The organism is Corynebacterium sp. ACRPF, assembly GCF_022347395.1.
GTDB lineage: Bacteria > Actinomycetota > Actinomycetes > Mycobacteriales > Mycobacteriaceae > Corynebacterium > Corynebacterium tuberculostearicum_D.
Map to the genome: position 1 here is coordinate 87,476 of NZ_JAKRNB010000001.1, position 20,309 is coordinate 107,784.

18 protein-coding genes are annotated in these 20,309 nt (G+C 57.7%); 5 read left to right on the plus strand and 13 right to left on the minus strand.

The genetic code is table 11. From position 1 onward, the window contains the following. Positions 1-34: 34 nt before the first annotated feature. Positions 35-1,174: a PHB depolymerase family esterase gene (locus MHX61_RS00400; protein WP_239191417.1), complete on the minus strand. Its 1,140-nt coding sequence runs from the start codon at positions 1,172-1,174 to the stop codon at positions 35-37. A 100-nt stretch (positions 1,175-1,274) separates the two neighbouring features. On the opposite strand from MHX61_RS00400, the gene MHX61_RS00405 reads away from it, so the two are divergent. Further along, positions 1,275-2,378: an isochorismate synthase MenF gene (locus MHX61_RS00405; protein ID WP_239191419.1), complete on the plus strand. Its 1,104-nt coding sequence runs from the start codon at positions 1,275-1,277 to the stop codon at positions 2,376-2,378. A gap of 216 nt (positions 2,379-2,594) precedes the next feature. Here MHX61_RS00405 and MHX61_RS00410 read toward each other — a convergent pair whose 3' ends face one another. The 8 genes from MHX61_RS00410 to MHX61_RS00445 all read right to left on the minus strand — a co-directional run bounded on the left by MHX61_RS00410 (position 2,595) and on the right by MHX61_RS00445 (position 12,648). Beyond that, the gene (locus MHX61_RS00410) at positions 2,595-3,404 is read right to left on the minus strand and encodes a fumarylacetoacetate hydrolase family protein (RefSeq protein WP_005323319.1); all 810 of its coding nucleotides are present in this window, start codon (positions 3,402-3,404) and stop codon (positions 2,595-2,597) included. A 174-nt stretch (positions 3,405-3,578) separates the two neighbouring features. Further along, the gene (locus MHX61_RS00415; RefSeq protein WP_239191420.1) at positions 3,579-4,598 is read right to left on the minus strand and encodes a 3-isopropylmalate dehydrogenase; all 1,020 of its coding nucleotides are present in this window, start codon (positions 4,596-4,598) and stop codon (positions 3,579-3,581) included. A 117-nt stretch (positions 4,599-4,715) separates the two neighbouring features. After that, positions 4,716-6,302 carry a phosphoglycerate dehydrogenase gene (serA, locus tag MHX61_RS00420; RefSeq protein WP_239191421.1) on the minus strand — a complete coding sequence of 529 codons (1,587 nt, stop codon included), beginning with the start codon at positions 6,300-6,302 and terminating at the stop codon, positions 4,716-4,718. A 63-nt stretch (positions 6,303-6,365) separates the two neighbouring features. Next, complete coding sequence (locus tag MHX61_RS00425) at positions 6,366-7,271, minus strand: hypothetical protein (RefSeq protein WP_239191423.1); 906 nt, start codon at positions 7,269-7,271, stop codon at positions 6,366-6,368. Further along, positions 7,261-9,051 (minus strand): DUF262 domain-containing protein, encoded by a 1,791-nt coding sequence (locus MHX61_RS00430; RefSeq protein ID WP_239191425.1) that lies wholly within the window; start codon positions 9,049-9,051, stop codon positions 7,261-7,263. The genes MHX61_RS00425 and MHX61_RS00430 overlap by 11 nt, the downstream gene beginning before the upstream one ends. 112 nt (positions 9,052-9,163) lie before the next feature. After that, positions 9,164-10,177 (minus strand): ketol-acid reductoisomerase, encoded by a 1,014-nt coding sequence (gene ilvC / locus MHX61_RS00435; RefSeq protein WP_239191427.1) that lies wholly within the window; start codon positions 10,175-10,177, stop codon positions 9,164-9,166. A gap of 99 nt (positions 10,178-10,276) precedes the next feature. Next, positions 10,277-10,795 (minus strand): acetolactate synthase small subunit, encoded by a 519-nt coding sequence (gene ilvN / locus MHX61_RS00440; protein ID WP_005327728.1) that lies wholly within the window; start codon positions 10,793-10,795, stop codon positions 10,277-10,279. Positions 10,796-10,797: 2 nt separating this feature from the next. Then, entirely contained in the window at positions 10,798-12,648 is a 1,851-nt protein-coding gene (locus MHX61_RS00445) for an acetolactate synthase large subunit (protein WP_204609320.1), read from the minus strand. A gap of 308 nt (positions 12,649-12,956) precedes the next feature. On the opposite strand from MHX61_RS00445, the gene MHX61_RS00450 reads away from it, so the two are divergent. The 3 genes from MHX61_RS00450 (at position 12,957) to MHX61_RS00460 (ending at position 16,764) form a co-directional block, all read left to right on the plus strand. After that, entirely contained in the window at positions 12,957-13,499 is a 543-nt protein-coding gene (locus MHX61_RS00450) for a PH domain-containing protein (RefSeq protein WP_204609322.1), read from the plus strand. A gap of 56 nt (positions 13,500-13,555) precedes the next feature. Beyond that, on the plus strand, positions 13,556-15,409 hold the full coding sequence (gene ilvD, locus MHX61_RS00455; protein ID WP_239191429.1) for a dihydroxy-acid dehydratase: 1,854 nt from the start codon (positions 13,556-13,558) through the stop codon (positions 15,407-15,409). Between the two features lie 80 nt (positions 15,410-15,489). Continuing rightward, entirely contained in the window at positions 15,490-16,764 is a 1,275-nt protein-coding gene (locus MHX61_RS00460; protein ID WP_239191431.1) for a glycosyltransferase family 87 protein, read from the plus strand. Here MHX61_RS00460 and MHX61_RS00465 read toward each other — a convergent pair. The 4 genes from MHX61_RS00465 to MHX61_RS00480 all read right to left on the minus strand — a co-directional run bounded on the left by MHX61_RS00465 (position 16,739) and on the right by MHX61_RS00480 (position 19,528). Further along, a complete protein-coding gene (locus tag MHX61_RS00465; protein WP_239191433.1) occupies positions 16,739-17,053 on the minus strand; it encodes a transcriptional regulator in 315 nt (104 codons plus the stop codon). The two genes, MHX61_RS00460 and MHX61_RS00465, sit on opposite strands and share 26 nt — an antisense overlap. Then, complete coding sequence (locus tag MHX61_RS00470) at positions 17,046-17,552, minus strand: hypothetical protein (protein WP_239191435.1); 507 nt, start codon at positions 17,550-17,552, stop codon at positions 17,046-17,048. Before MHX61_RS00470 ends, MHX61_RS00465 begins: the two co-directional genes overlap by 8 nt. Before the next feature lie 83 nt (positions 17,553-17,635). Beyond that, a complete protein-coding gene (locus MHX61_RS00475; protein ID WP_239191437.1) occupies positions 17,636-18,586 on the minus strand; it encodes a DoxX family protein in 951 nt (316 codons plus the stop codon). A 69-nt stretch (positions 18,587-18,655) separates the two neighbouring features. Beyond that, a complete protein-coding gene (locus MHX61_RS00480; protein WP_204609335.1) occupies positions 18,656-19,528 on the minus strand; it encodes a LysR family transcriptional regulator ArgP in 873 nt (290 codons plus the stop codon). Positions 19,529-19,598: 70 nt separating this feature from the next. Here MHX61_RS00480 and MHX61_RS00485 point away from each other — a divergent pair, with 70 nt between their 5' ends. Continuing rightward, a complete protein-coding gene (locus tag MHX61_RS00485; protein ID WP_239191439.1) occupies positions 19,599-20,291 on the plus strand; it encodes a LysE/ArgO family amino acid transporter in 693 nt (230 codons plus the stop codon). Positions 20,292-20,309: the final 18 nt, after the last annotated feature.

A 20,309-nucleotide genomic window follows, 5' to 3' on the forward strand; every position in this document is an offset into this window, starting at 1 on the left:
CTCTGGGCCTTATCCGTGGCTAAGCGCCGCTGTTTTATACCCTGGTCTTAGACGAGAGGAAGTCCCAGACCACCCGTGGAGTATCTGGCTGCCAGAACCAGGTGTGGTCCTGTGGAACCTTGACCAGCTGTACATCCTTCTGGCAGCCGTTAAAGCTCAGGCGTTCCGAGCCGCCTGCTTCCGGAGTAGCTTGGAAGGTCATATCGCAGCGATTGCGCTTCAGGTAGCCGCCGAGCACGGTACGCACTGGGAGATATCCAGCCTCGTGCCGGTCACCGCCTTCATAGGTCATCATCTTGTCATTGACACCATGCATGATGAGGGTATTCATCGGCGCATCGGCACAGTTGACCTCAACCGGGTTGTAGAAGGCGCCCGAAACCATAGCTACAGCAGCAAAGGTGTCCTGTGCGTGGCAGCCAAGCACCGAGGTAAAGCCGCCGCCGTTGGACATGCCCATGGCGTATACGCGGTTTCGATCTACGTGGTAGTCCTTGTCTACCGAATCAAGAATGCGCTTGATAAAGCGGATATCCTCCCCATCGCGGGTCTTGGCATAGGGCGCTGCCTCCCAAGCTCGCTCAAATCCCTCTGGATAGACGATGATGGCCTCGTTATTGGCCTCGGTGGTCTGCATGCGCGCGTAGCTGGAGTAGTTCTCCGGGGAATCTCCCCACCCACCGAAGCCGAAGAGAACGGGCGCCGCCTTTTCCGGCGAGTAGTGGTTTGGAATACGCAACAAGTACCTGCGGGTCTTACCCTCGTGCTCCATCTCTAGGGACTGCATGGAACCCGGCGCAAACGGCGGGTTGGGATTGATGCTGGTATCTACCATTGCCGGCTGCGGCGCTGGCTCGGGAAGAGATGATCCATCCGGAACAGGGGCTGCAGTGTCATCGCTGCTGCCACCTTCTACTGGTGCCGGGGTGGATTCCTTAACACCTTCTGGAACTAGGTGGGACCCATCGGGCTGCGGGGTAACCGGCTTTGCATTTTCGGGAGCAGGTGCTGGAGCTGGCGCTGGCTGCGGTGCTTCTTCAGGGCCAGGGGCGGGTGCGGGAGCTGGCCCTTCTTGTGCATGGGCAGGCGCAGCACACACAAGCGCAGCGCTAGCCAGCGCAGCAGCGAGGATTAGGTATAGGGAACGATGAAGAAACTTAGTAACATTAGCCACAAGGTTAAAATTAACCACATTATTCACTTGATTCACTGTTTACACGCCCAGTGCACACTCAATTCTGTAAGAAAAGCCCTAGGCATTAAGCTAGATCCCCATGCACGAAGACAGACCAAGCACCGCCCCCGATTTTTTGCTTTCGCGAGCAACGGGGTCTGTCCGTACCCAAGGTGCGCGCCACACTTTTAACGACACCGACGCGGCGATTTCTGCCCTGCGCAGCAAAGATGTTGACATGGTCGTCGGTGCGATTCCGTTCGACTCTGACACACCCGCCGCGCTAACGGTGCCGGAGGCCATCATCCGCGAAGAGGGCCCCTTGGAGCCGCACGCCTATTACCGCAATAAGAGCCTAAACTCGCGAGTGGTCGGATTCGATCCAGAACCCGAAGAGCACCTACGCCGCGTAGAGGCAGCCATCGGCACCATTGAGACCTCCAAACTGGACAAGGTGGTTTTGGCCCGCGCCGTAGATATCGAATTCCCTGAGGCTATTGATCCTCGCTTGGTCGCGGCGCGCCTTATCGAACTTTCCGCCAACCGCGATGGATTCATTGCCGATCTCTCCCCTGCTGGCCGGCCGGGCGCGATGCTGGTTGGTTCTTCCCCAGAGGTTTTGGTCAAGCGTCAGGGCTCGACGGTGTCTGCTTTCCCCTTGGCCGGATCGTCACCGCGCCGCGCCACCGCGGCTGAGGATCACATCGCAGGCCAAGATCTCTTGCATTCTGCCAAGGATCTCCACGAGCATTCCTTTGTAGTGGAACACCTGCGCCGGGTGCTTAGCCCATTATGCGAGCGGCTAGATATCCCGGACGCCCCGCAACTTATTAGCACCAATGAGATGTGGCACCTAGGCACGCCAATTTCCGGAACGCTCAAGGATAAAGACTTGACTGCGCTCGAGCTTGCCTTGGCAGCGCACCCCACCCCGGCTATCTGTGGCACCCCTGCAGAGGCCGCCCAAGCTCTCATTGAGACGGCAGAAACGGACCGTGGATTCTATGCCGGAGCGGTCGGCTGGTGCGATAGCTCCGGCGACGGCGAGTACATGGTGGCCATCCGCTGCGCGGAAGTGGCCGGCGATGGACTTTCCGCGCGTGCTTGGGCCGGCGGTGGCATCGTAGGCGATTCCGATGCCCATGCCGAGCTGGAAGAAACCACGGCCAAGCTGCGCACCATATTGAAGGCGCTCAGCCTCTAGGCTGCACGCTTGGCGACGAGCACGACGTCGCTGCGGTGGTGCGCACACGCGCCTTCCCCACATCCAATGCCGAGGGCGGTGCCGGGGTTAAGTCCCGCGGCGTAATCGACAAGGGTCTCATTGGGGTTGCCCGATCACACCCGCCCAGAACTCTGGTAGTGTTCCCCCATTTCTTCGGAGGTGGGTACGCAGGCGCGGTGCTCCTAGTGGCTTGGGTTATGCACGGTGGACGGAGTTGCGCAGGGTGCCGAGGCCTGGGATCTCGATTTCGATGGTGTCGCCCGGGACCATAGGAGCGGTGCCAGCCGGGGAGCCTGTGGTAATGACATCACCAGGCAGCAAGGTATAGGCAGCGGAGATCTCCTCCAAAATGCCGCCCATCTTCACGATCATCTGGTCCGTATTGGAATCCTGCTTTTGCTCGCGAGAACCCTCGTGCGTCAGATACGCATTAATCTTCTGATCGTCCAGATTCAAGCTATCCAGATCGGTTTCGATCCACGGGCCGAGCGGGCAGAAAGTATCAATACCCTTGGCCCGAGCCCATTGACCATCCTTAAACTGCAGGTCGCGGGAAGAAACGTCGTTGCAGATGGTGTAGCCGAGCACATGGTCTTTCCAGTTCTCGGCCTTGATATTCTTCGACGGCTTGGAAATGACCACGGCTAGCTCGCCCTCAAACTCGACGTTGGTGGCGTAGTCCGGAATCTTGATTGCAGCATCCGGGCCAATGACCGCGGTAGATGGCTTAATGAAGATGGTGGGAGGAAGACTATCGGCAGACTTTTTGAAAACCTCGGCAACGTGGTCCGCATAGTTGCGGCCAAGTGCTACCACCTTGGTGGGAAGGGTCGGCGCCAAGAGGCGAACCTCGTTAAGTTTCCACTCGCGGCCGGTTGGCTCCGGCGGAGTAAAGGGCGTGCCGGCAATTTCCTTTGCTACTAGCTCTTCCATTGGGGCGTCTTTTGGCCCATCGATAATGGCGAAACAGATTCCTTCTGGGTGTGCAATTCGTCCTAAACGCATAGCGGCAATCCTACTCAATCGCCTCCTTCACATGTGTGCAAAGGGTACGGTGTTAATTAGTTAATTTGAGTAAATTCCCATTGTCCTTTAATCACCGTTGCTAACCCCAGTGCGGACTACGCCAGGACGCGGGGGTTGGGGGCGTCGGCAAGCGCCCAGCGCAAGAAGCCCGTTCTATTCGACGAGAAGCTGGACGATTCGGTCACCGACTTCGACGGTCTTTACCGGCCCATCGCCGCGGTGCGCAACATCTTGAGCCACAGCATCCTCAATCCGCTGCGCATTAGACTCATCGCCCAGGTGACGAAGAAGCATGGCGGCGGACAAGATTGCCGCCGTCGGGTCCGCTATTCCCTGCCCGGCAATATCTGGTGCAGAACCATGCACCGGCTCGAACATGGAAGGATTCGTGCCAGAAGCATCGATGTTTCCGGAGGCAGCAAGCCCAATGCCGCCAGTTACCGCGCCCGCCAAATCGGTGAGAATGTCTCCAAAAAGGTTATCGGTGACAATGACGTCATAGCGCGCCGGATCGGTCACCATATAAATGGTCGCCGCATCAATATGCTGATAATCCACCTCAACCTCTGGAAACTCGGCGGCGACTTCATTAACAGTGCGTTGCCACAAACCACCAGCATTGACCAAGACATTTGTCTTGTGCACCAAGGTCAGATGCTTATGGCGCTGCGCTGCTCGCGCAAACGCATCGTGCACTACACGCTCCACGCCGAAGCGGGTATTTTGCGATACCTCACTGGCTACCTCATGCTCAGTACCTTCCCGCAAAGTGCCGCCGTTTCCGCAGTACAAACCCTCGGTACCTTCGCGCACCACAACGAAATCAATATCGCCCGGTTCAGCCAGCGGGGAGGAAGCGGTGGGATAGAGCTTAGAGGGACGCAGGTTCACGTGATGATCCAGCGCAAACCGCATCTTAAGCAACAGCCCCCGCTCCAGCACGCCCGGCGGCACCTCACCTGGGGCGCCGATCGCCCCCAACAGGATCGCATCGTGTTCTCGCAGGCTCTTCAAGTCAGCGTCCGCAAGAAGCTCCCCATTGCGCAGATAACGCCGCGCACCGAGGTCATACTCGGTGGTTTCGATATCGGAGCGAACCGCTCGCAGCACCTTGAGTGCCTCGGCTGTCACTTCTGGTCCAATCCCGTCGCCGCCAATCACCGCAAGTTTCATTATGTAGGATTCCTTTCTCACAGAGTGGATATGGGATTACCCTACCAAAACAAACCCGCGTAGCGCAGGAAATTACCTAGCACCACGCGGGTTGAGATTCTGTTGCAGTCCGCAGCCTTATGCTTCCATGTTCAACTGTTCGCATTCAGCACCCAAGGCCGCATTAATTTCGGCGATGAGATGCTCTGGTACCTCGGCCTCCACGCGCAGAATCAGCACAGCATCAGATTCCTGTTTACCGTGCGTAAGTGCAGCCGCGACGATATTGATTCCCGCAGCACCCAACTTGGTACCCACCGTTCCCAGTGCACCTGGGGCGTCCGCGTAGCGGAAGAAGAGGTTGCGGCCGGTAGCACGCATATCTACGCCGCGGCCGTTGATGCGAATGAACTTTTCGGTTCCATCGATGCCGATAAGCGCGCCGGTGAGCGAGGAGACCTCGCCATCAGCACCAATAACCTTCACCTGCAGGGAAGAGCGGTGCCCCTTGGACTCCGCATTAGTAGATACCTCAACCTCTACCCCACGACTATGCGCGATCTGCATTGCATTGACAAAGGTCACCGGCTCCGAAGTCACGCCGCTAAACAGACCCCGGACGGCAGAAAGTCCTAACACTTCCACGTCTTCGGTAGACAACTCGCCACAGGCCTCCACCTCGACGGCCACGGGGGCCTGACCCAAAAGGCGGCCAGCAGTAAGTCCTAGCTTGCGGGCGAGGTCCAACCAACCAGCGACCTCTTCTCTCACTGGCCCGCCGGAGACGTTGACCGCATCCGGCACGAACTCTCCTTTAAGCGCCTTCAAGACAGACTCCGCCACATCGGTTCCCGCACGGTCCTGGGCCTCTACAGTGGAGGCGCCTAGGTGCGGGGACACGGTGACTTGCAGCAGCTTAAAGAGCGGAGAGTCAGTGCACGGTTCTGTGGCATAAACGTCAAAGCCCGCACCTCGATGATGTCCCGACTCGATAGACTCAGCCAGAGCCGCTTCATCTACCAAACCGCCTCGCGCTGCGTTAATGAGAATCTGTCCTGGCTTCGCCTTGGCCAAAAGTTCCTTATCAAACATTCCGGTTGTCTCCGGAGTCTTTGGCAGGTGAATGGTCACGAAATCGGAACGCGACATCAAGTCTTCTAACTCAACCAATTCCACGCCCAACGCTGCCGCGCGAGCCGGGTTGGCATAGGGATCGTGCGCGATAATGGTCGTCTCAAAGGACTTCAGACGCTGGGCAAAGAGCTGGCCAATGTGCCCAAAGCCAACAATACCGATGGTCTTTCCGTAGACCTCTACGCCCTTGAAAGAAGAGCGCTTCCACTCCCCTTCGCGCAGGGCCTGGTCGGCCGCTGGTATCTGGCGCGCCGTCGCTAAGAGCAGTGCAATTGCCTGTTCACACGCAGAGTGAATATTCGATGTTGGCGCATTGACCACCATGACGCCCTTGTCTGTGGCCGCCGGAATATCGACATTGTCCAGTCCCACCCCGGCACGGCCCACAATCTTGAGCTTTGTAGCCGCTTCCAATAGCTCTGCATCAACGGTTGTGGCAGAGCGCACCAGCAAAGCCTCTGCCTCCGGAACCGCGGCGAGGAGCTCGGCACGATTCGGCCCATCCACCCAACGGACCTCAACAGAATCCCCCAAGGCCGTAACCGTGGACTGGGCTAATTTATCGGCGATAAGGACTACCGGCTTCGACATATCTTCCTTCGCTTAAGTGTGATGCGGTGTACGCGGTATAACCGCGTGTCAAGGAAGTGTAGTTCAGTCAGGGGTGCCCTGCTTGATTTTTGCCTTAAATTCTTTCACTCGACCGAATTCCGGCCCCAAAGCTACTACGGCGCCGTCCTCACGGCCCGCTACAGCAGCCATACTGTGCTTATCCGCTAGCGGATCAGCAGTCGGCACGACCAAAACTCTTCCACCGTAGGCTGCCGCGGTAATTACGTTCGCGATGGGACTATCCTTAGTGGCAACGATATTTGGCGCCATCTGGCCGTCCCTGCGGGACTGTGCTGGGATGGGTTGGTTCTTTTCCTCTCCGGCATCAAGTTCGCCTTCATACGGCACCCAGGCAGGACGCAGCTCCATATGGGGAGTCTTATCCAGCCGTGCAATATCCTTTACCATCTGCTCCGGCGAGGCTACCACCTTGGAACCATATTGGAATGCCGTGAACTCCCCTAGTGCCTTATGCGTTCCTGGATCCTTGATCACGCTGAATTCACCAGAGGTTTTCGTCCACGGCACGTCACCTACTACCACCAAGCGACTTACTCCCAAGTCCGTGAGCAACTTATGGATTTCCAAACGCCTAGCATCCTCATACTGCACCGCTGGCAAATGCTGGTTTACCGCCAAGGTTGCTGCACGAAGAATAGATTTATCGTCCGGGGCAAAAAGGACAAGCGAATCCGAATCTTCAAAAAATAGTCGGCTGGCTTCAATTCCAATGGGGTCATTAACAATGACCAACTTGCCATCAAATTTCGGATCAATAAGACGGTTTTGGTTTTCCGCCTTGGCCTTGTTGAGATCGATTTCGGACTCGTCCAAGTCGGACAGACCACGCCTGACCAGCTTGGATTCTGTGACCGGAGTGCCACAGGCTGCTAGCGCAAGAGAAGCAACAAGCACTGTAGCGGCCAAGCGCACAGATTTAGCGATCAAAAGCTTGCGGACCTTCCTCTCCACCAAAAAGGTTTGCTTCATCCACATCGCGGATAACGGGTTTACCTAAAGCATATTCCACGATGCCCAAGAAACGGTGACGGCGGTCCGCAAGGAATTCACGCGGCTGTGATGCGCGCAGGAAATCCAGGTTCATTTCGTGGGATGCTAGCACCTCATCAAATTGCGCATCTTCCATGATGGACTTGGACTGAACACGAGGTAGGTAGCGGTTGGGGGCGAAACCGTCGAGCACTACCTCGGTTCGTTTGCCCATCGGGGTGTAGTTCATCACCGACCCAGCCAAGACGGGATCGACGCCGTGACGCTTGCACCAATTGAGCGGGAACACAGGGAAAAAGCCTGGCTTGAGCTCTTCAAAGGTATGCCGAGTGAAGGCCTTTCCGGTGCGCCAGTCCTTCGCGCCGCGCGCCATGAGGAGGGCATAGAGTCCGTGCCATACGCCATCTTTGCCATCTACGGAAAGCAGACGGGATTCACGGAAGGTGGCATCGGTAACGGTCTTCGGCGCCTCATCCGTTGCACCGGCTACCCATTCGGTGACCTCATCCACGTCGCGAGCAGCACGTAGCTGCACCGCAGAAGAGCCGTAGAGCTCGCCAAAGACGCCACACCAGAACCATTGGTTGATGCGGTTCCAGGACTGCTCGGTAGAAAGCGCTCCCCCGCGCTTGGCCAAGCGAGCGATAATGACTGCCAGGGGAACAATCTGCTCATTAAACGGAACCTGATCCATGCTAAGGATGCAGCGCTGCGCCAAGAACTCTGATACCTCGCGGAAGGTGATGCGCAGATCGTTGGCTGCCGACTTGTACTCCGCCAATGACAATTTCAAAATATCCTCGCGCTGGCCACCGGCACAGCCCTTTTCACCGGAGACCAGAAGCGATACTGCGGAGAGAAACTCGGTGCGGCCAATTCCGTCCAAGGCTGGAGACTTCCGCAGGTCCTTTTCCACTTCGTGCCAATCAGCGGCCAAGTGGAAGCTGGGGTCCTCAGAGGCAAAGACGGCAGTAAGCAGATCGAATACGTCCATCTGCAAACCAGCCGAGTTCGCTTGAGCGAAAATCGAGCCGATTCCGGCTCTCTCCGTCTCGCGGGAAAGTCGAATCATTGGCAGGTCATAGCCGGACAAAGGTCGAACGATGCGATTATTAAAGGCAGCCAGTTCCGCGCTGTATTCCTGCTTGGTCGCCGCAAGTTCAAAAAGCATGCCCACGCCGTCTTCACTGAGCAAAGAAGCCACGGGAATGCACATATTCTCTAGTGCATCTTCGCGCGTTAGGATATCGCCCTCAATTGCTGGTGCAAAGTGCGAGCGAATCTTACCGTCTTGATTGACCGCGAAGATGGCATCATCCGGCATTAGATCTCCGCGAACGGCCGCGCGAATATCGATAAAGAAGCGGCGGTGAATCTTCTTCTTGCGGAAGTCAGTGGTATCTACAAAGCCCTCGCCGTTGAAGCAGTGATACAGGGTGGTCAGGCGCTGCTGCCCGTCCAAAAGGAGCAAGCCGGGGTCGACGCCGGTTTCAGGTGCGCCGGCTAGGGCACGGGGACGGAAGCGCATCTTTTCGTTTCGGGTATCAAGAGCCATGAGCGCACCGATGGGATAGCCGCGCAGCACGGAAACAATGAGAGAACGGATACGATCTTCATCCCAGGCATAACTGCGCTGGAAGTCAGGTAACTGGATATCCCCGCGATCAATTCGTGCAAAGAGGTCTTTGAGATCATAGCTTGGCGTCGTAAAACCCATGGCCCTCATCCTACTCCCTGCACTGGAGTTTTACCTGAAACAAATAAAGCTAAACCCACGGTAAACATGCCTGTTCACCGTGGGTGTGCGCTACAGACACCGCCTTTTATTCCTAGGCAGTAGCATCCAGCGGGTTCTTGACCCAGCTCATCAAATCGCGCAACTTGGTGCCGGTCTTTTCAATTTCGTGCTGTGCAAATTCCTCACGCAGACTCTCCAGCTCCTTGTTGCCGCCCTCAATATTGGCCAGCAGGCGCTTGGTGAAGGTGCCGTCTTGGATATCGGACAAGATATCCTTCATGCGCTGCTTGGCATCAGCATCAATAACGCGAGGGCCAGAAATGTAGCCGCCAAACTCGGCGGTATCAGATACCGAGTAGTTCATGTTGGCGATGCCGCCCTCAAACATCAGGTCCACGATGAGCTTCATCTCGTGCAGCACCTCAAAGTAGGCCATTTCTGGCTCGTATCCAGCCTCAGCCAGGACCTCGAAGCCGGTGCGAATCAGGAACTCTACGCCACCGCACAGGACAGCCTGCTCGCCAAAGAGGTCAGTAACCGTCTCTGCTTCGAAGGTCGTCGGGATAACGCCAGCACGCGCACCACCGATGGCCGCTGCATAAGACAGGGTCAGATCGTGGCCTTCGTCCTTAGGATCCTGTTCGGTAGCGATGAGGCACGGAACGCCCTTGCCATCAACGAACTGGCGGCGAACCAAATGGCCAGGCCCCTTAGGTGCAACCATGCCAACGGTGACATTGGCTTGCGGTTCAATCAGCTTAAAGTGGATATTCAAGCCGTGCCCAAACAGCAGCGCATTGCCGTCTTCCAAGTTGGGGGCAATTTCATCTTCAAAGATCTGCTTCTGTGAGGTATCTGGTGCCAGCAGCATGATTACGTCTGCCCACTTGGCAGCCTCTGCAACGGTCTTGACCGCAAAGCCTGCTTCCTCGGCCTTGGCCGCCGACTTGGAACCTTCACGCAGACCAATAACAACCTCGACGCCGGAATCGCGCAGGTTCTGCGAGTGTGCATGCCCCTGGGAGCCGTAACCAATAACGGATACCTTGCGACCCTGAATGATAGACAGATCCGCATCATCGTCGTAGAAGGTTTCAATAGCCATGTTGTAGTCCTCAATTCTGTAGTGATTGTAAGTTTAATGAATCAACGTCCCACCTAGCACTATACCACCACATGAGACGGAGTGACCATATAGTGGGATTTAATTTCGCGGGGGCGCCATCGCCTTGGGTCCACGCCCCAAGGCCACGTCACCAGACTGCACCAGCTCGAGCACACCGAATGGCTCCAGGACGTCGAGAAGCGCCGCCAGCTTTCCAGGGGTACCGGTAGCCTCCACCACCACTGATTCTTGTGCCACGTCTACCACGCGGGCACGGAAGATATTAACGGCATCGACCACCTGCGGCCGGTTGGCATTATTCGCAGCCACCTTGACCAGCATCAGGGCTCGCGCCACAGTCGAGTCTGCTTCGAGCTCCACCACCTTGATGACCGGCACAATCTTGTTGAGCTGCTTGGTCACCTGTTCCATAATCCTTTCGGAAGCGTCGACCACGATGGTTAGTCGGTTAATCCCTGGATTTTCCGTTTGCGCAGAAACCAGCGAAATGATGCTGTAGCCACGCCGGGAAAACATGCCGGTCACGCGCGACAGGATTCCCTCTACGTCTTCTACCAGGACCGACAGGGTATGCCGGGAAACGTCACTGGGTGCCATGCCTATACCTCCTGGATAGTCTCGTCGATATCGGCAGGAGTCTCTGCTGCCGATTCATTTTCATCAAACAGCGGGCGCAAACCGCGGGCATATTGAATTTCTTCGTTAGACGCCCCACCGCCAATCATTGGCCAGACTTGAGCGTCCTCACCAACGATGAAGTCAATGACCACGGGGCGGTCATTGATTGCGCGGGCCCGTTCAATGGCCGGCACCACCTCTTCCTCACAGGTGACGCGGATAGCCTCACTCCCCAGCGCCTCTGCCAGGCGGACGAAGTCGGGGGTATAAACATCTCGTTCTCGCAGCTTGGTATTGGAATAGTTCTCATTGAAGAACAGTGTCTGCCACTGACGGACCATGCCGAGGTTGCCGTTATTGATGACGGCAACCTTAAACGGAAAGCCTTCCAATGCGGCGGTGGTGAGCTCCTGGTTGGTCATTTGGAAGCAACCGTCACCGTCAATCGCCCACACTTCCTTATCCGGGCATGCTGCTTTGGCGCCTAGGGCCGCCGGCACGGCATAGCCCATAGTTCCGGCACCACCGGAGTTGATCCAGGAGCGTGGGTGTTCAAAGTCAATGAACTGTGCCGACCACATCTGGTGCTGACCCACACCGGCGCAGTAGATAGCCCCAGGACCTACGGTTTCACTCAGCTTTTCCAACACAAATTGGGGATTGAGCTGCCCATCCGGAGTGGGATCATAGCCACGGGGGAACCGTTCCTTGAGCCCATCGAGGTAGTCCCGCCATGGGCCTACTTCCGGTGAATTCACTCCGGAGTTCTTGCGGTACTCCTTTAAGAGACCTGCCAACACGTTGCGCGCATCACCCACGATTGGCACTGCAACGTCGCAGATTTTCCCAATTTCAGCCGGGTCAATATCCGCATGAATTACCTGGGCCTCAGGGGCAAAGGTGGAGGCATCACCGGTTACTCGATCATCGAATCGCGCGCCGATAGTAATCAACAGGTCAGCTCGCTGCATGGCCGCAACCGCAGGGACGGTGCCATGCATGCCCGGCATGCCCATGTGCAGCGGATGAGATTCCGGAAAGGCGCCTAAAGCCATGAGCGTAGTCACGACAGGGATTCCGGAAAATTCCGCAAACTCGCGCAGCTCCTTGGCCGCCTCGGCCTTGATAACACCGCCGCCGGCATAGATAACCGGCTTTTCTGCCTGTGCAATGAGCTCAACCGCTTGCACGATCTGGCGATGGTGCGGCTTGGTCGTCGGTTTATATCCAGGCAGATCAAACGTAGCTGGGAAGGAATATTCCAATTCACCGTTTTGCACATCCTTGGGGATATCCACCAAGACCGACCCCGGACGACCCGTAGCAGCCAGATGGAATGCGGCTGCAATGGCAGCTGGAATCTGGCTCGGTTCCGTCACGATGTAGTTGTGCTTGGTAATCGGCATCGTCACGCCGCGAATATCGGCCTCTTGGAAGGCATCGGTTCCCAAGAGGTTGCTGCCCACCTGGCCGGTGATGGCGACGATGGGAACGGAGTCCAGGTTGGCGTCGGCAAGCGCTGTCACTAAGTTGGTCGCACCCGGCCCGGAGGTGGCAATGCATACGCCTACCTTGCCGGAGGCTTGGGCGTAGCCTTCGGCGGCGTGGCCGGCGCCCTGTTCATGGCGGGTGAGCACATGGCGCAGCTTGGTCGAGGTGTGCAAGGCATCGTAGAGAGGAAGCACGGCACCGCCTGGAATGCCGAAGACTAGATCGGTTCCCAGGTCTTCGAGAGTGCGGACAATGGCGTGGGCACCACTCATCCGCTCCGGAGCGTGGGCGCGTGAGGCCGCAGCCACCGAAGCGGGCGTGGGCGAAGTTGTCGTAACCACGGTTAATGTGCTCCTTGGAATGGTCTATTACAGGTCCTGATCATCATCGGTACCGACCCCAGATATAAACAAAGCCCCCGCGGGCTTATCTGTCTGCGGGGGCGAAATGCGTCGACGTCATGAGGCGTCGCGGTCACCACCGCGTTGGTACTACCTGAAGTCGAATAATGATCATGAACATGACTATACCTTGATAGGTATTACCCTCGTGGAGACTACCCCCTTTTGGGATCACATTCCCACGTGATGGGACACGTCTGAAAAATAGGTTCGCCCTTGCCGGCCTTAGTGAATTAGGCTTGCACACTATGACTCCACCACCTAAGGACAACCAACCTCGTCAGTCCACCACCCAGGCAGAGGTTTTCAAGCCATCCCGCAACCACATCTTGGGCATCCTCATCCTGTCCGCCATTGCTCTGCTGAGCATCGGATGGGCCCCCAAATACCTCGCCTGGCTGTTCATAATCCCCATCCTCGGATTGTGGTGGGTCATAAAATCCCGCACCAAAGTCTCCGAATCTGGAATCGCTATCTCTTACGCATTCCGGAAAAATATCCAGATCGCATGGGACGATTTTGCCGGAATCGGCTTCCAACGCGCCCGCACCTTCGCCCGCACCAAGGCCGGCGCGGAGCACAGCCTGCCCGGCGTTACCTTTAACTCGCTCCCGCGACTTTCGGAGGCCTCCCGCGGCCGCATCCCTGACGCCCTTACCCAGGGCCGTGAAGCGGCAGATGACAAGGTGGTAATTGTCCACCGTGACGGCCAACAAGTCCTCCTCAGCAAAGAAGAGTATGAGGACTACCTCGAGCGCCACCCCGAGCTCAAGCCTTCGGCCGAAAACTAAATACGCCGCCTACGCTCTCCCCCCCACATCCCTTGAAGGAATGGTGACTGAAAACCATGTTCCCGCTGCGTTCAAAAGTAACTACCGTCGGCCGCCAAGCCTCTGGCGCCCGCGCCCTTTGGCGGGCCACCGGCACCAAGGAAAATGACTTTGGCAAACCGATCGTCGCCATCGCCAACTCCTACACCCAATTCGTCCCCGGCCACGTACACCTTAAGAACGTTGGCGATATCGTCGCCGACGCCGTGCGCGAGGCCGGAGGCGTACCCAAGGAATTCAATACCATTGCGGTCGATGATGGCATCGCCATGGGCCACAGCGGCATGCTCTACTCGCTGCCTTCACGCGAAATCATCTCCGATTCCATCGAGTACATGGCCAATGCCCACACTGCCGACGCCCTGGTATGCATCTCCAACTGCGATAAAATCACCCCGGGCATGCTCAATGCAGCGCTGCGCCTGAACATTCCCACCATCTTCGTCTCCGGCGGACCGATGGAGGCCGGCAAAGCCGTCGTGGTTGATGGCGTAGCCCACGCCCCCACCGACCTCATCACCGCCATTACCGCCTCTGCCAATGACGCGGTATCTGATGAAGGCTTGACCCAGGTAGAGGAATCCGCCTGCCCCACCTGCGGCTCCTGTTCCGGCATGTTTACCGCCAATTCCATGAACTGCCTGACCGAGGCGCTCGGCTTGGCGCTGCCCGGCAACGGCACCACCCTGGCCACCCACACGGCCCGCCGCAGCCTATTTGAAAAGGCCGGCTCCACCATCGTCGATATGTGCCGCCGCTATTACGGCGAGGAGGACGAATCCGTTCTCCCCCGCAATATCGCCACCAAGGAAGCCTTCACCAACGCCATGGCGCTTGACATGGCCATGGGCGGATCCACCAACACCATCCTGCACACGCTCGCGGCCGCACAAGAGGGCGAGGTGGATTTCACCCTCGACGATATTAATGACATCTCCTACCGCGTGCCCTGCCTGTCCAAGGTCGCGCCCAATGGCACCTACCACATTGAGGATGTGCACCGTGCCGGTGGCATCCCCGCCATCTTGGGAGAGCTTCGCCGCGCCGGGCACCTGAACTTGAAGGTGCATACGGCGCTATACGACAACGCCGAGCAATGGCTCGATGACTGGGATATCCGCAACCCGCACGCCACCGATGAGGCCCGCGAACTGTACTACGCCGCGCCGGGCGGCGTGCGCACTACCGAACCATTTTCCCAATCCAACCGCTGGGACGAGCTCGACACTGACGCCGCTCATGGCTGCATTCACGACGCCGATCACGCCTTTTCTTCCGACGGCGGCCTAGTTGTCCTGCGCGGAAACTTAGCTCCAGACGGGGCCATCGTCAAGGCAGCGGGCGTTGAAGAAGAGCTGTGGACCTTCTCTGGACCTGCCCGTGTGGTCGAATCCCAGGAAGAGGCCGTATCGATAATCCTGAACAAGGAAGTTCAGCCGGGCGACGTGGTAGTCATTCGCTATGAAGGCCCGTCCGGTGGCCCTGGCATGCAGGAGATGCTCCACCCCACCTCCTTCCTCAAGGGCGCAGGTTTGGGCAAGGCATGCGCCTTGATTACCGACGGCCGCTTTTCCGGCGGCACCTCCGGCCTGTCCATCGGCCACATCTCCCCCGAGGCGGCCCACCAGGGCCTTATCGGGCTCATCGAAAATGGCGACACCATCACCATCGACATCCACGAGCGCCAACTCACCCTCGATGTGGACGAGGACGTGCTGGAGCGCCGCCGAGCCGCCCAGGAACAGCGCGAGAAACCGTGGACTCCAGTGAACCGCAACCGCCCCATCACCAAGGCACTGCGCGCGTATGCAGCCATGGCCACCTCCGCCGATCGCGGCGCGGTGCGCGTTGTCGATGGCCATGTGAATTAGACAGTAGTGACTGCTAAATCCCTGTGAGCCTCGGTGGGGTGCGCACCCGTTTACCTGCAGATCGCATAAAGTGTACTGCGATGAAACTCGCGCGCACCCCACTTTTTCGTTATGCCTTAGCTCTGCTGGGTCTCATTTTTGGCGCCTGGAAGGTTGTTCAAGACACCCGCATCACGGACTTTCCTATCGATATGGTGGTCTACCGCGAGGGCGTCAAGGCCTTCCTTGAGCACCGCTCCGTCTATAGCGAGCCCATGCTGGCCGGCGATATTGAACTTCCCTTTATTTATCCGCCCTTTGGCGCGCTCGTCATGGTTCCGCTCACGGCCTTTGACGGCATTGACCACGATATGGCGGGCGACATCATGGTTGTCCTGTCCGATCTTCTCCTGCTCGTCTGCCTCTACTTTGTCTTCAAGGCGGTGCTAAAGAAGCCGGATTTCCTCTTGCCCGTTACCGCCATTGCCTGGGCCATTGCCTTGCGCTTCGAGCCGGTTGACCTCAATAACGGCTTTGCACAGATAAATATCGTGGTCATGACGCTGGTTACCCTCGACCTCGTCCCACGCAAGCGCTTCCTACCACAAGGCATCTTGATTGGCCTGGCCGCGGCCATCAAAATTACTCCGCTAGCAATGCTGCTTTACTTCCTCGTGCGCAAGGAATGGAAACAGATTGCCACGGCTTTCCTCTCCGCAGTCGCAGCCACTCTCCTCGCCGCAGCCTTCCGCTGGGACGCATTCGTGGAGTTCTTCAGCTCTAAATTGCTCGATATGGGCTCTGGCGGCGACTTCGGCGTCGCAACCGAGTACCAGTCCAATAGTTCCATCAAGGGAGCCATTCAGCGCATGTATTCCTCTACGGAAGCCATGGACGCCAATGGACTGACCATCAACCTTGCGTGGCTCGCAGCCTCCCTAGTGGTTATTGCCTTTGCTGCGTGGCTTATCAAGCGACTGTGCGAAGAGCATCTGCTTGTCGACGCCCAATTGGTCACCGCCCTCACCCTCCTACTCATCTCCCCTGTTTCCTGGTCGCACCACTGGGTCTGGCTCACGCTCATCATCCCGGTCTTTGTCTACCGCGCCTGGACCTGGCTGCCGTCAGGTTGGGCTGCAGGCAGCCTCCTGACCGTCCTTATCGCCTGGGCAGCCATGCTGCTGACAGTTCCGCCTAAGTGGTGGTGGGGCGATCAAGTCGATGTCCACGCCATGGAGCGCTACCAAAAGTTCTGGGTGGATGACTTCGTATGGCTAACCATACTGGCCGTCGCACTTTTCGCAGCCGCTTTCTATGCCTCCCAGCGCAATAACCGGAACGCGAGTACCGCTACTCCTGCCCCGCTAGTGTCTTAAGCGCTGCAAGGTGCGAATCGAATGCGGCCTTACCTTTCGCCGTGAGCATCACCCATACCGTGTCCTTGCCACGCGAAGATCCATACTCGCGAAAGCGGCTGATATACCCCTCTTTTTCCAGTGCGCTTAGCTGCTTAGACAGCGTGGCATCGGACTGATTAACCTTGTCTCGAATCGCGGCAAAACGCATCTCTTTGTTGATGGCGCCTTCCACTGCGCCAGCCGCGTTGAGCACCGCACAAATCTTAAACCGATTAAGCGGGTGGATTATCGGATCAAGCTCACTCATCGTCGCTTGCCCGCTTATTACTCTCGTGGTCTCGCGTGGACAGATCCATCGCACCAGAATTGAGAACCCAAAACACGCCCAAGCCCCACAACGTGAATGCTACGGCCGTAATTACCATGTGTCCTTCGAGAAAGGTCTGGAAAAACGTAGGGATAAAAATCAGAATGATTCCGAAATAGTACTTCTTATCCGGCTCCGGCTGGTTGAATGGATCCTGCCTATAGCTCGGACGCACATCACTCTGATGGGCACCAACCCACATGATTGCTCCAAGACCAAACACCACGAAGCCGAGGAACACCCACCACGGCATGCCATTCCCCCATTGGCTCAAGATAAACCAAAGTACTGCCAGCGCTGCAGCAAACAGAGCATTAAGCGCAGTCTTCCGCTTGTCGCTTTGATCCTTTTCCACTTCTTCATTGAAGGTCAGTGCCTCGTGCACACTTTCGTCCATGATCACCGTTCCTTTCGTCCTCGACCTTTCGTTGTTTTCCACTTTAGAAAGTATCATACTTTCCACCCTGGAAAGCAAGGGGAAAAGAAAATCCGCCGCTATTGCGACGGACAATCTATAAGGGCCTAATTCAGCGGATTAACCCCTGCGCCGAAGAACCAGAGTGCGGCGAGGATGGCGATGCCGATGAGAACAAAGGCCCAGGAAGTACCCAGTGGGCGGCGTGCCCACGAGCGCTTGAAGTCTAGGGAGATAAAGCCTGGGCCAGTAAACTGCAGGCCCACTGCGATGACAAAGAGGACCAAGGAAAGCCATACGGATTCCGGCCAGCTAAAGACGTCCAGGCCGGCATCGGTCTGAGCTAGCTCGTGGACGGCAGTAAAGCCGGTCACTACCAGGCCAATCATGGCCGCCAGCGGCGTGATGAGGCCGAGCAGCAAGAACACACCAGCGATAAGCTGCATGGTCGGCACCGCAATGGACAGTGCGGTATCCCAGGCATAGTTAGCAAAGTCGCCCTCTAGACCGGACAAGCCCTGGCTATCACCGAGCTCGAAAAAGGTTTTTGCACCGGCAATGATCAGGTAGGCGCTCAGTGCGATGCGAATGAATAGCAGACCGAAGTCGATGGTGCCGCGGCGACCGTAGCGTTGATAGCCTTCCTTTTCTTCTTGTTCCGCCTGCAGTCGAGCCTCGCGCTCCTCTGCGGTTTCAGTGCTGAGGGCGCTGTCCGCGGGGGCGTCGGCAGTAGCAAGTGCCGTCTCCTGCTCCACGCTGGCCGACGTGGTGGACTCCGGTTGCGCGAAGGCTACGGTCTCCTCGCCGCCGCCACTTTGCTGACGCGCGGCCTCATTCGCACTGGAGTAGGACAGTACCTCGGTTTCCGGGTGGTCCTGCTGCGCCTGGGACGGCTTGATCTCCTGCGGCTCAGCGCGGCCGGCGCGCTCGAAGAGGCCAGGCTTCGACTTCCCCTGGCCGGAGACAGAATCCTTGCTAGCGGGCTTCGCGTTATAGGTAGGCACGTCCATATCCTCATCAAACGGGGTGGCTTTATCCGGTTGCTGCTTATCGCTCATAGCTCCAATTTAGGGCACGTGCCTGCACTTTTGTGGTACCCACCACGGCGCGCCGCGCGAGCACGCGTGCTACGTTGCCACTAGATCGGTCGCAGCCTCGATAACCGAACGCGTAAGTTCGCTCAAAACCTCTGACTCCAAGCGCCAACGCTGCCAGTAGAGGTCGATATCGAGCGGGGAGTCGTCGAGAAGCACCAGCTCTTTCGCCTCCAAAAGCGGCAGTGCCTGGGCCTGGGGTAGCAATCCCCACCCCAGGCCGACGCGAACGGCCTCGAGGTAGCCCTCGGAAGAGGGAATCTGTGACACCCGCGCACGGACCACGGCCGAATCAATGAAGCGCTCCCGCATCGCATCATCCAGTACCTGATCGTTGGGACCATAGCCAACAAGGGGCATAGTTTCCCAGGTCAGCCGGCCGCTATGGAAGCTTTCTGCAATATGTGGTGCCGCGACTGGGAAGTAGCGCATCGTACCCAAAAAGCTCGACTCACAGCCCGAGACCGGCGTGGCTTCCCTCGTCACTGCGCCAAGCACATCGCCCCGCCGCAGCATGGCTAAGGTGCGCGCCTCATCCTCAATCCGGATGCGCAGGGCGACATCGCCCCGCCGCGCGGTATCGCTAAGGACCCTACGAAACCATGTCGCTAGGGAATCCGAGTTCACTGCGACTGAGAGCGGGACGCGGGCCAGGCGGTGGCCTAGGCGGGCGTCCGTCTCGGCCTGTACTAACGCCATGCGGCGTGCGGATTGCACCAGGATCTCCCCCGCTTCTGTCGCGGTTACCGGAGTGGCACGGCGAAGGAGCACTCGACCGGTGCTCGATTCTAGCGCCTTGATGCGTTGGCTTACCGCAGACGGCGATATGCCGAGCACGGCTGCGGCAACATCAAAGCTGCCTTCGTCCACGATGGCGAGCAAAGTTTCTAGGTGCACCGGGTTCATGAAGCTATTCTAAACCAACTGTAGATTCATTAACTGGACTAATTCAGGCCGGGAATTCACACTAGAAGGCATGTCCCTCGTGCTTGCTGGTTTCTTCTTGGGATTATCGCTCATCGTGGCCGTCGGCCCACAAAATGCCATGCTGCTCAAATACGGCATTCGCCGCGACCACATTGGCCTCATCATTGTCGTCTGCGCGCTTTCTGACGTCATCCTGATCACCTCCGGCACGGCCGGCGTGGGCTACTTGGTAGAAAAGTTCCCCAACGCCCTGCAGGTTTTGAAATATGTTGGCGCCGCCTACCTGGCGTATTTCACCTTCACCTGCTTCCGCGATGCGCTCAAGACCAAAGGCGAGGCCATCGAGGTTGAATCCACGCAGCCAAAGGTCCCGCAGGAAGTCGCCTCCTTCGATGGCTCTCAGGCACACAGCACGACCAAGACCGCAACTCGCGTCGAGATTAAGCGCTCCCCCTCCTGGGTTAAGCCGCTGCTTACCGCCCTGGCCTTAACATGGCTTAACCCAGGCGCTTATGTAGATGTCGTGGTGATGCTCGGCGGCATTGCTAATCAATATGGCGAATCGGGGCGCTGGCTTTTCGCCGTGGGTGCAATCTGCGCCAGCTTCACTTGGTTCCCCTTCATCGGCTTTGGCGCCGCGCGCTTTTCCCACGTGCTGTCCCGGCCCACAGTGTGGCGCTGGATCAACTTCGGCATCGGCGTCATCATGATTGGCCTAACGCTCAAGTTGCTCCTGCTCTAGGGCCGGGATTCAACCCGC

Bases quoted from the DNA above. Each gene is read 5' to 3' on its own strand.
- MHX61_RS00405 (WP_239191419.1), top strand. From the start codon at position 1,275: ATGCACGAAGACAGACCAAGCACCGCCCCCGATTTTTTGCTTTCGCGA.
- MHX61_RS00410 (WP_005323319.1), bottom strand. From the start codon at position 3,404: ATGCGTTTAGGACGAATTGCACACCCAGAAGGAATCTGTTTCGCCATT.
- MHX61_RS00415 (WP_239191420.1), bottom strand. From the start codon at position 4,598: ATGAAACTTGCGGTGATTGGCGGCGACGGGATTGGACCAGAAGTGACA.
- serA (WP_239191421.1), bottom strand. From the start codon at position 6,302: ATGTCGAAGCCGGTAGTCCTTATCGCCGATAAATTAGCCCAGTCCACG.
- MHX61_RS00430 (WP_239191425.1), bottom strand. From the start codon at position 9,051: ATGGGTTTTACGACGCCAAGCTATGATCTCAAAGACCTCTTTGCACGA.
- ilvC (WP_239191427.1), bottom strand. From the start codon at position 10,177: ATGGCTATTGAAACCTTCTACGACGATGATGCGGATCTGTCTATCATT.
- ilvN (WP_005327728.1), bottom strand. From the start codon at position 10,795: ATGGCACCCAGTGACGTTTCCCGGCATACCCTGTCGGTCCTGGTAGAA.
- MHX61_RS00450 (WP_204609322.1), top strand. From the start codon at position 12,957: ATGACTCCACCACCTAAGGACAACCAACCTCGTCAGTCCACCACCCAG.
- ilvD (WP_239191429.1), top strand. From the start codon at position 13,556: ATGTTCCCGCTGCGTTCAAAAGTAACTACCGTCGGCCGCCAAGCCTCT.
- MHX61_RS00460 (WP_239191431.1), top strand. From the start codon at position 15,490: ATGAAACTCGCGCGCACCCCACTTTTTCGTTATGCCTTAGCTCTGCTG.
- MHX61_RS00465 (WP_239191433.1), bottom strand. From the start codon at position 17,053: ATGAGTGAGCTTGATCCGATAATCCACCCGCTTAATCGGTTTAAGATT.
- MHX61_RS00475 (WP_239191437.1), bottom strand. From the start codon at position 18,586: ATGAGCGATAAGCAGCAACCGGATAAAGCCACCCCGTTTGATGAGGAT.
- MHX61_RS00480 (WP_204609335.1), bottom strand. From the start codon at position 19,528: ATGAACCCGGTGCACCTAGAAACTTTGCTCGCCATCGTGGACGAAGGC.
- MHX61_RS00485 (WP_239191439.1), top strand. From the start codon at position 19,599: ATGTCCCTCGTGCTTGCTGGTTTCTTCTTGGGATTATCGCTCATCGTG.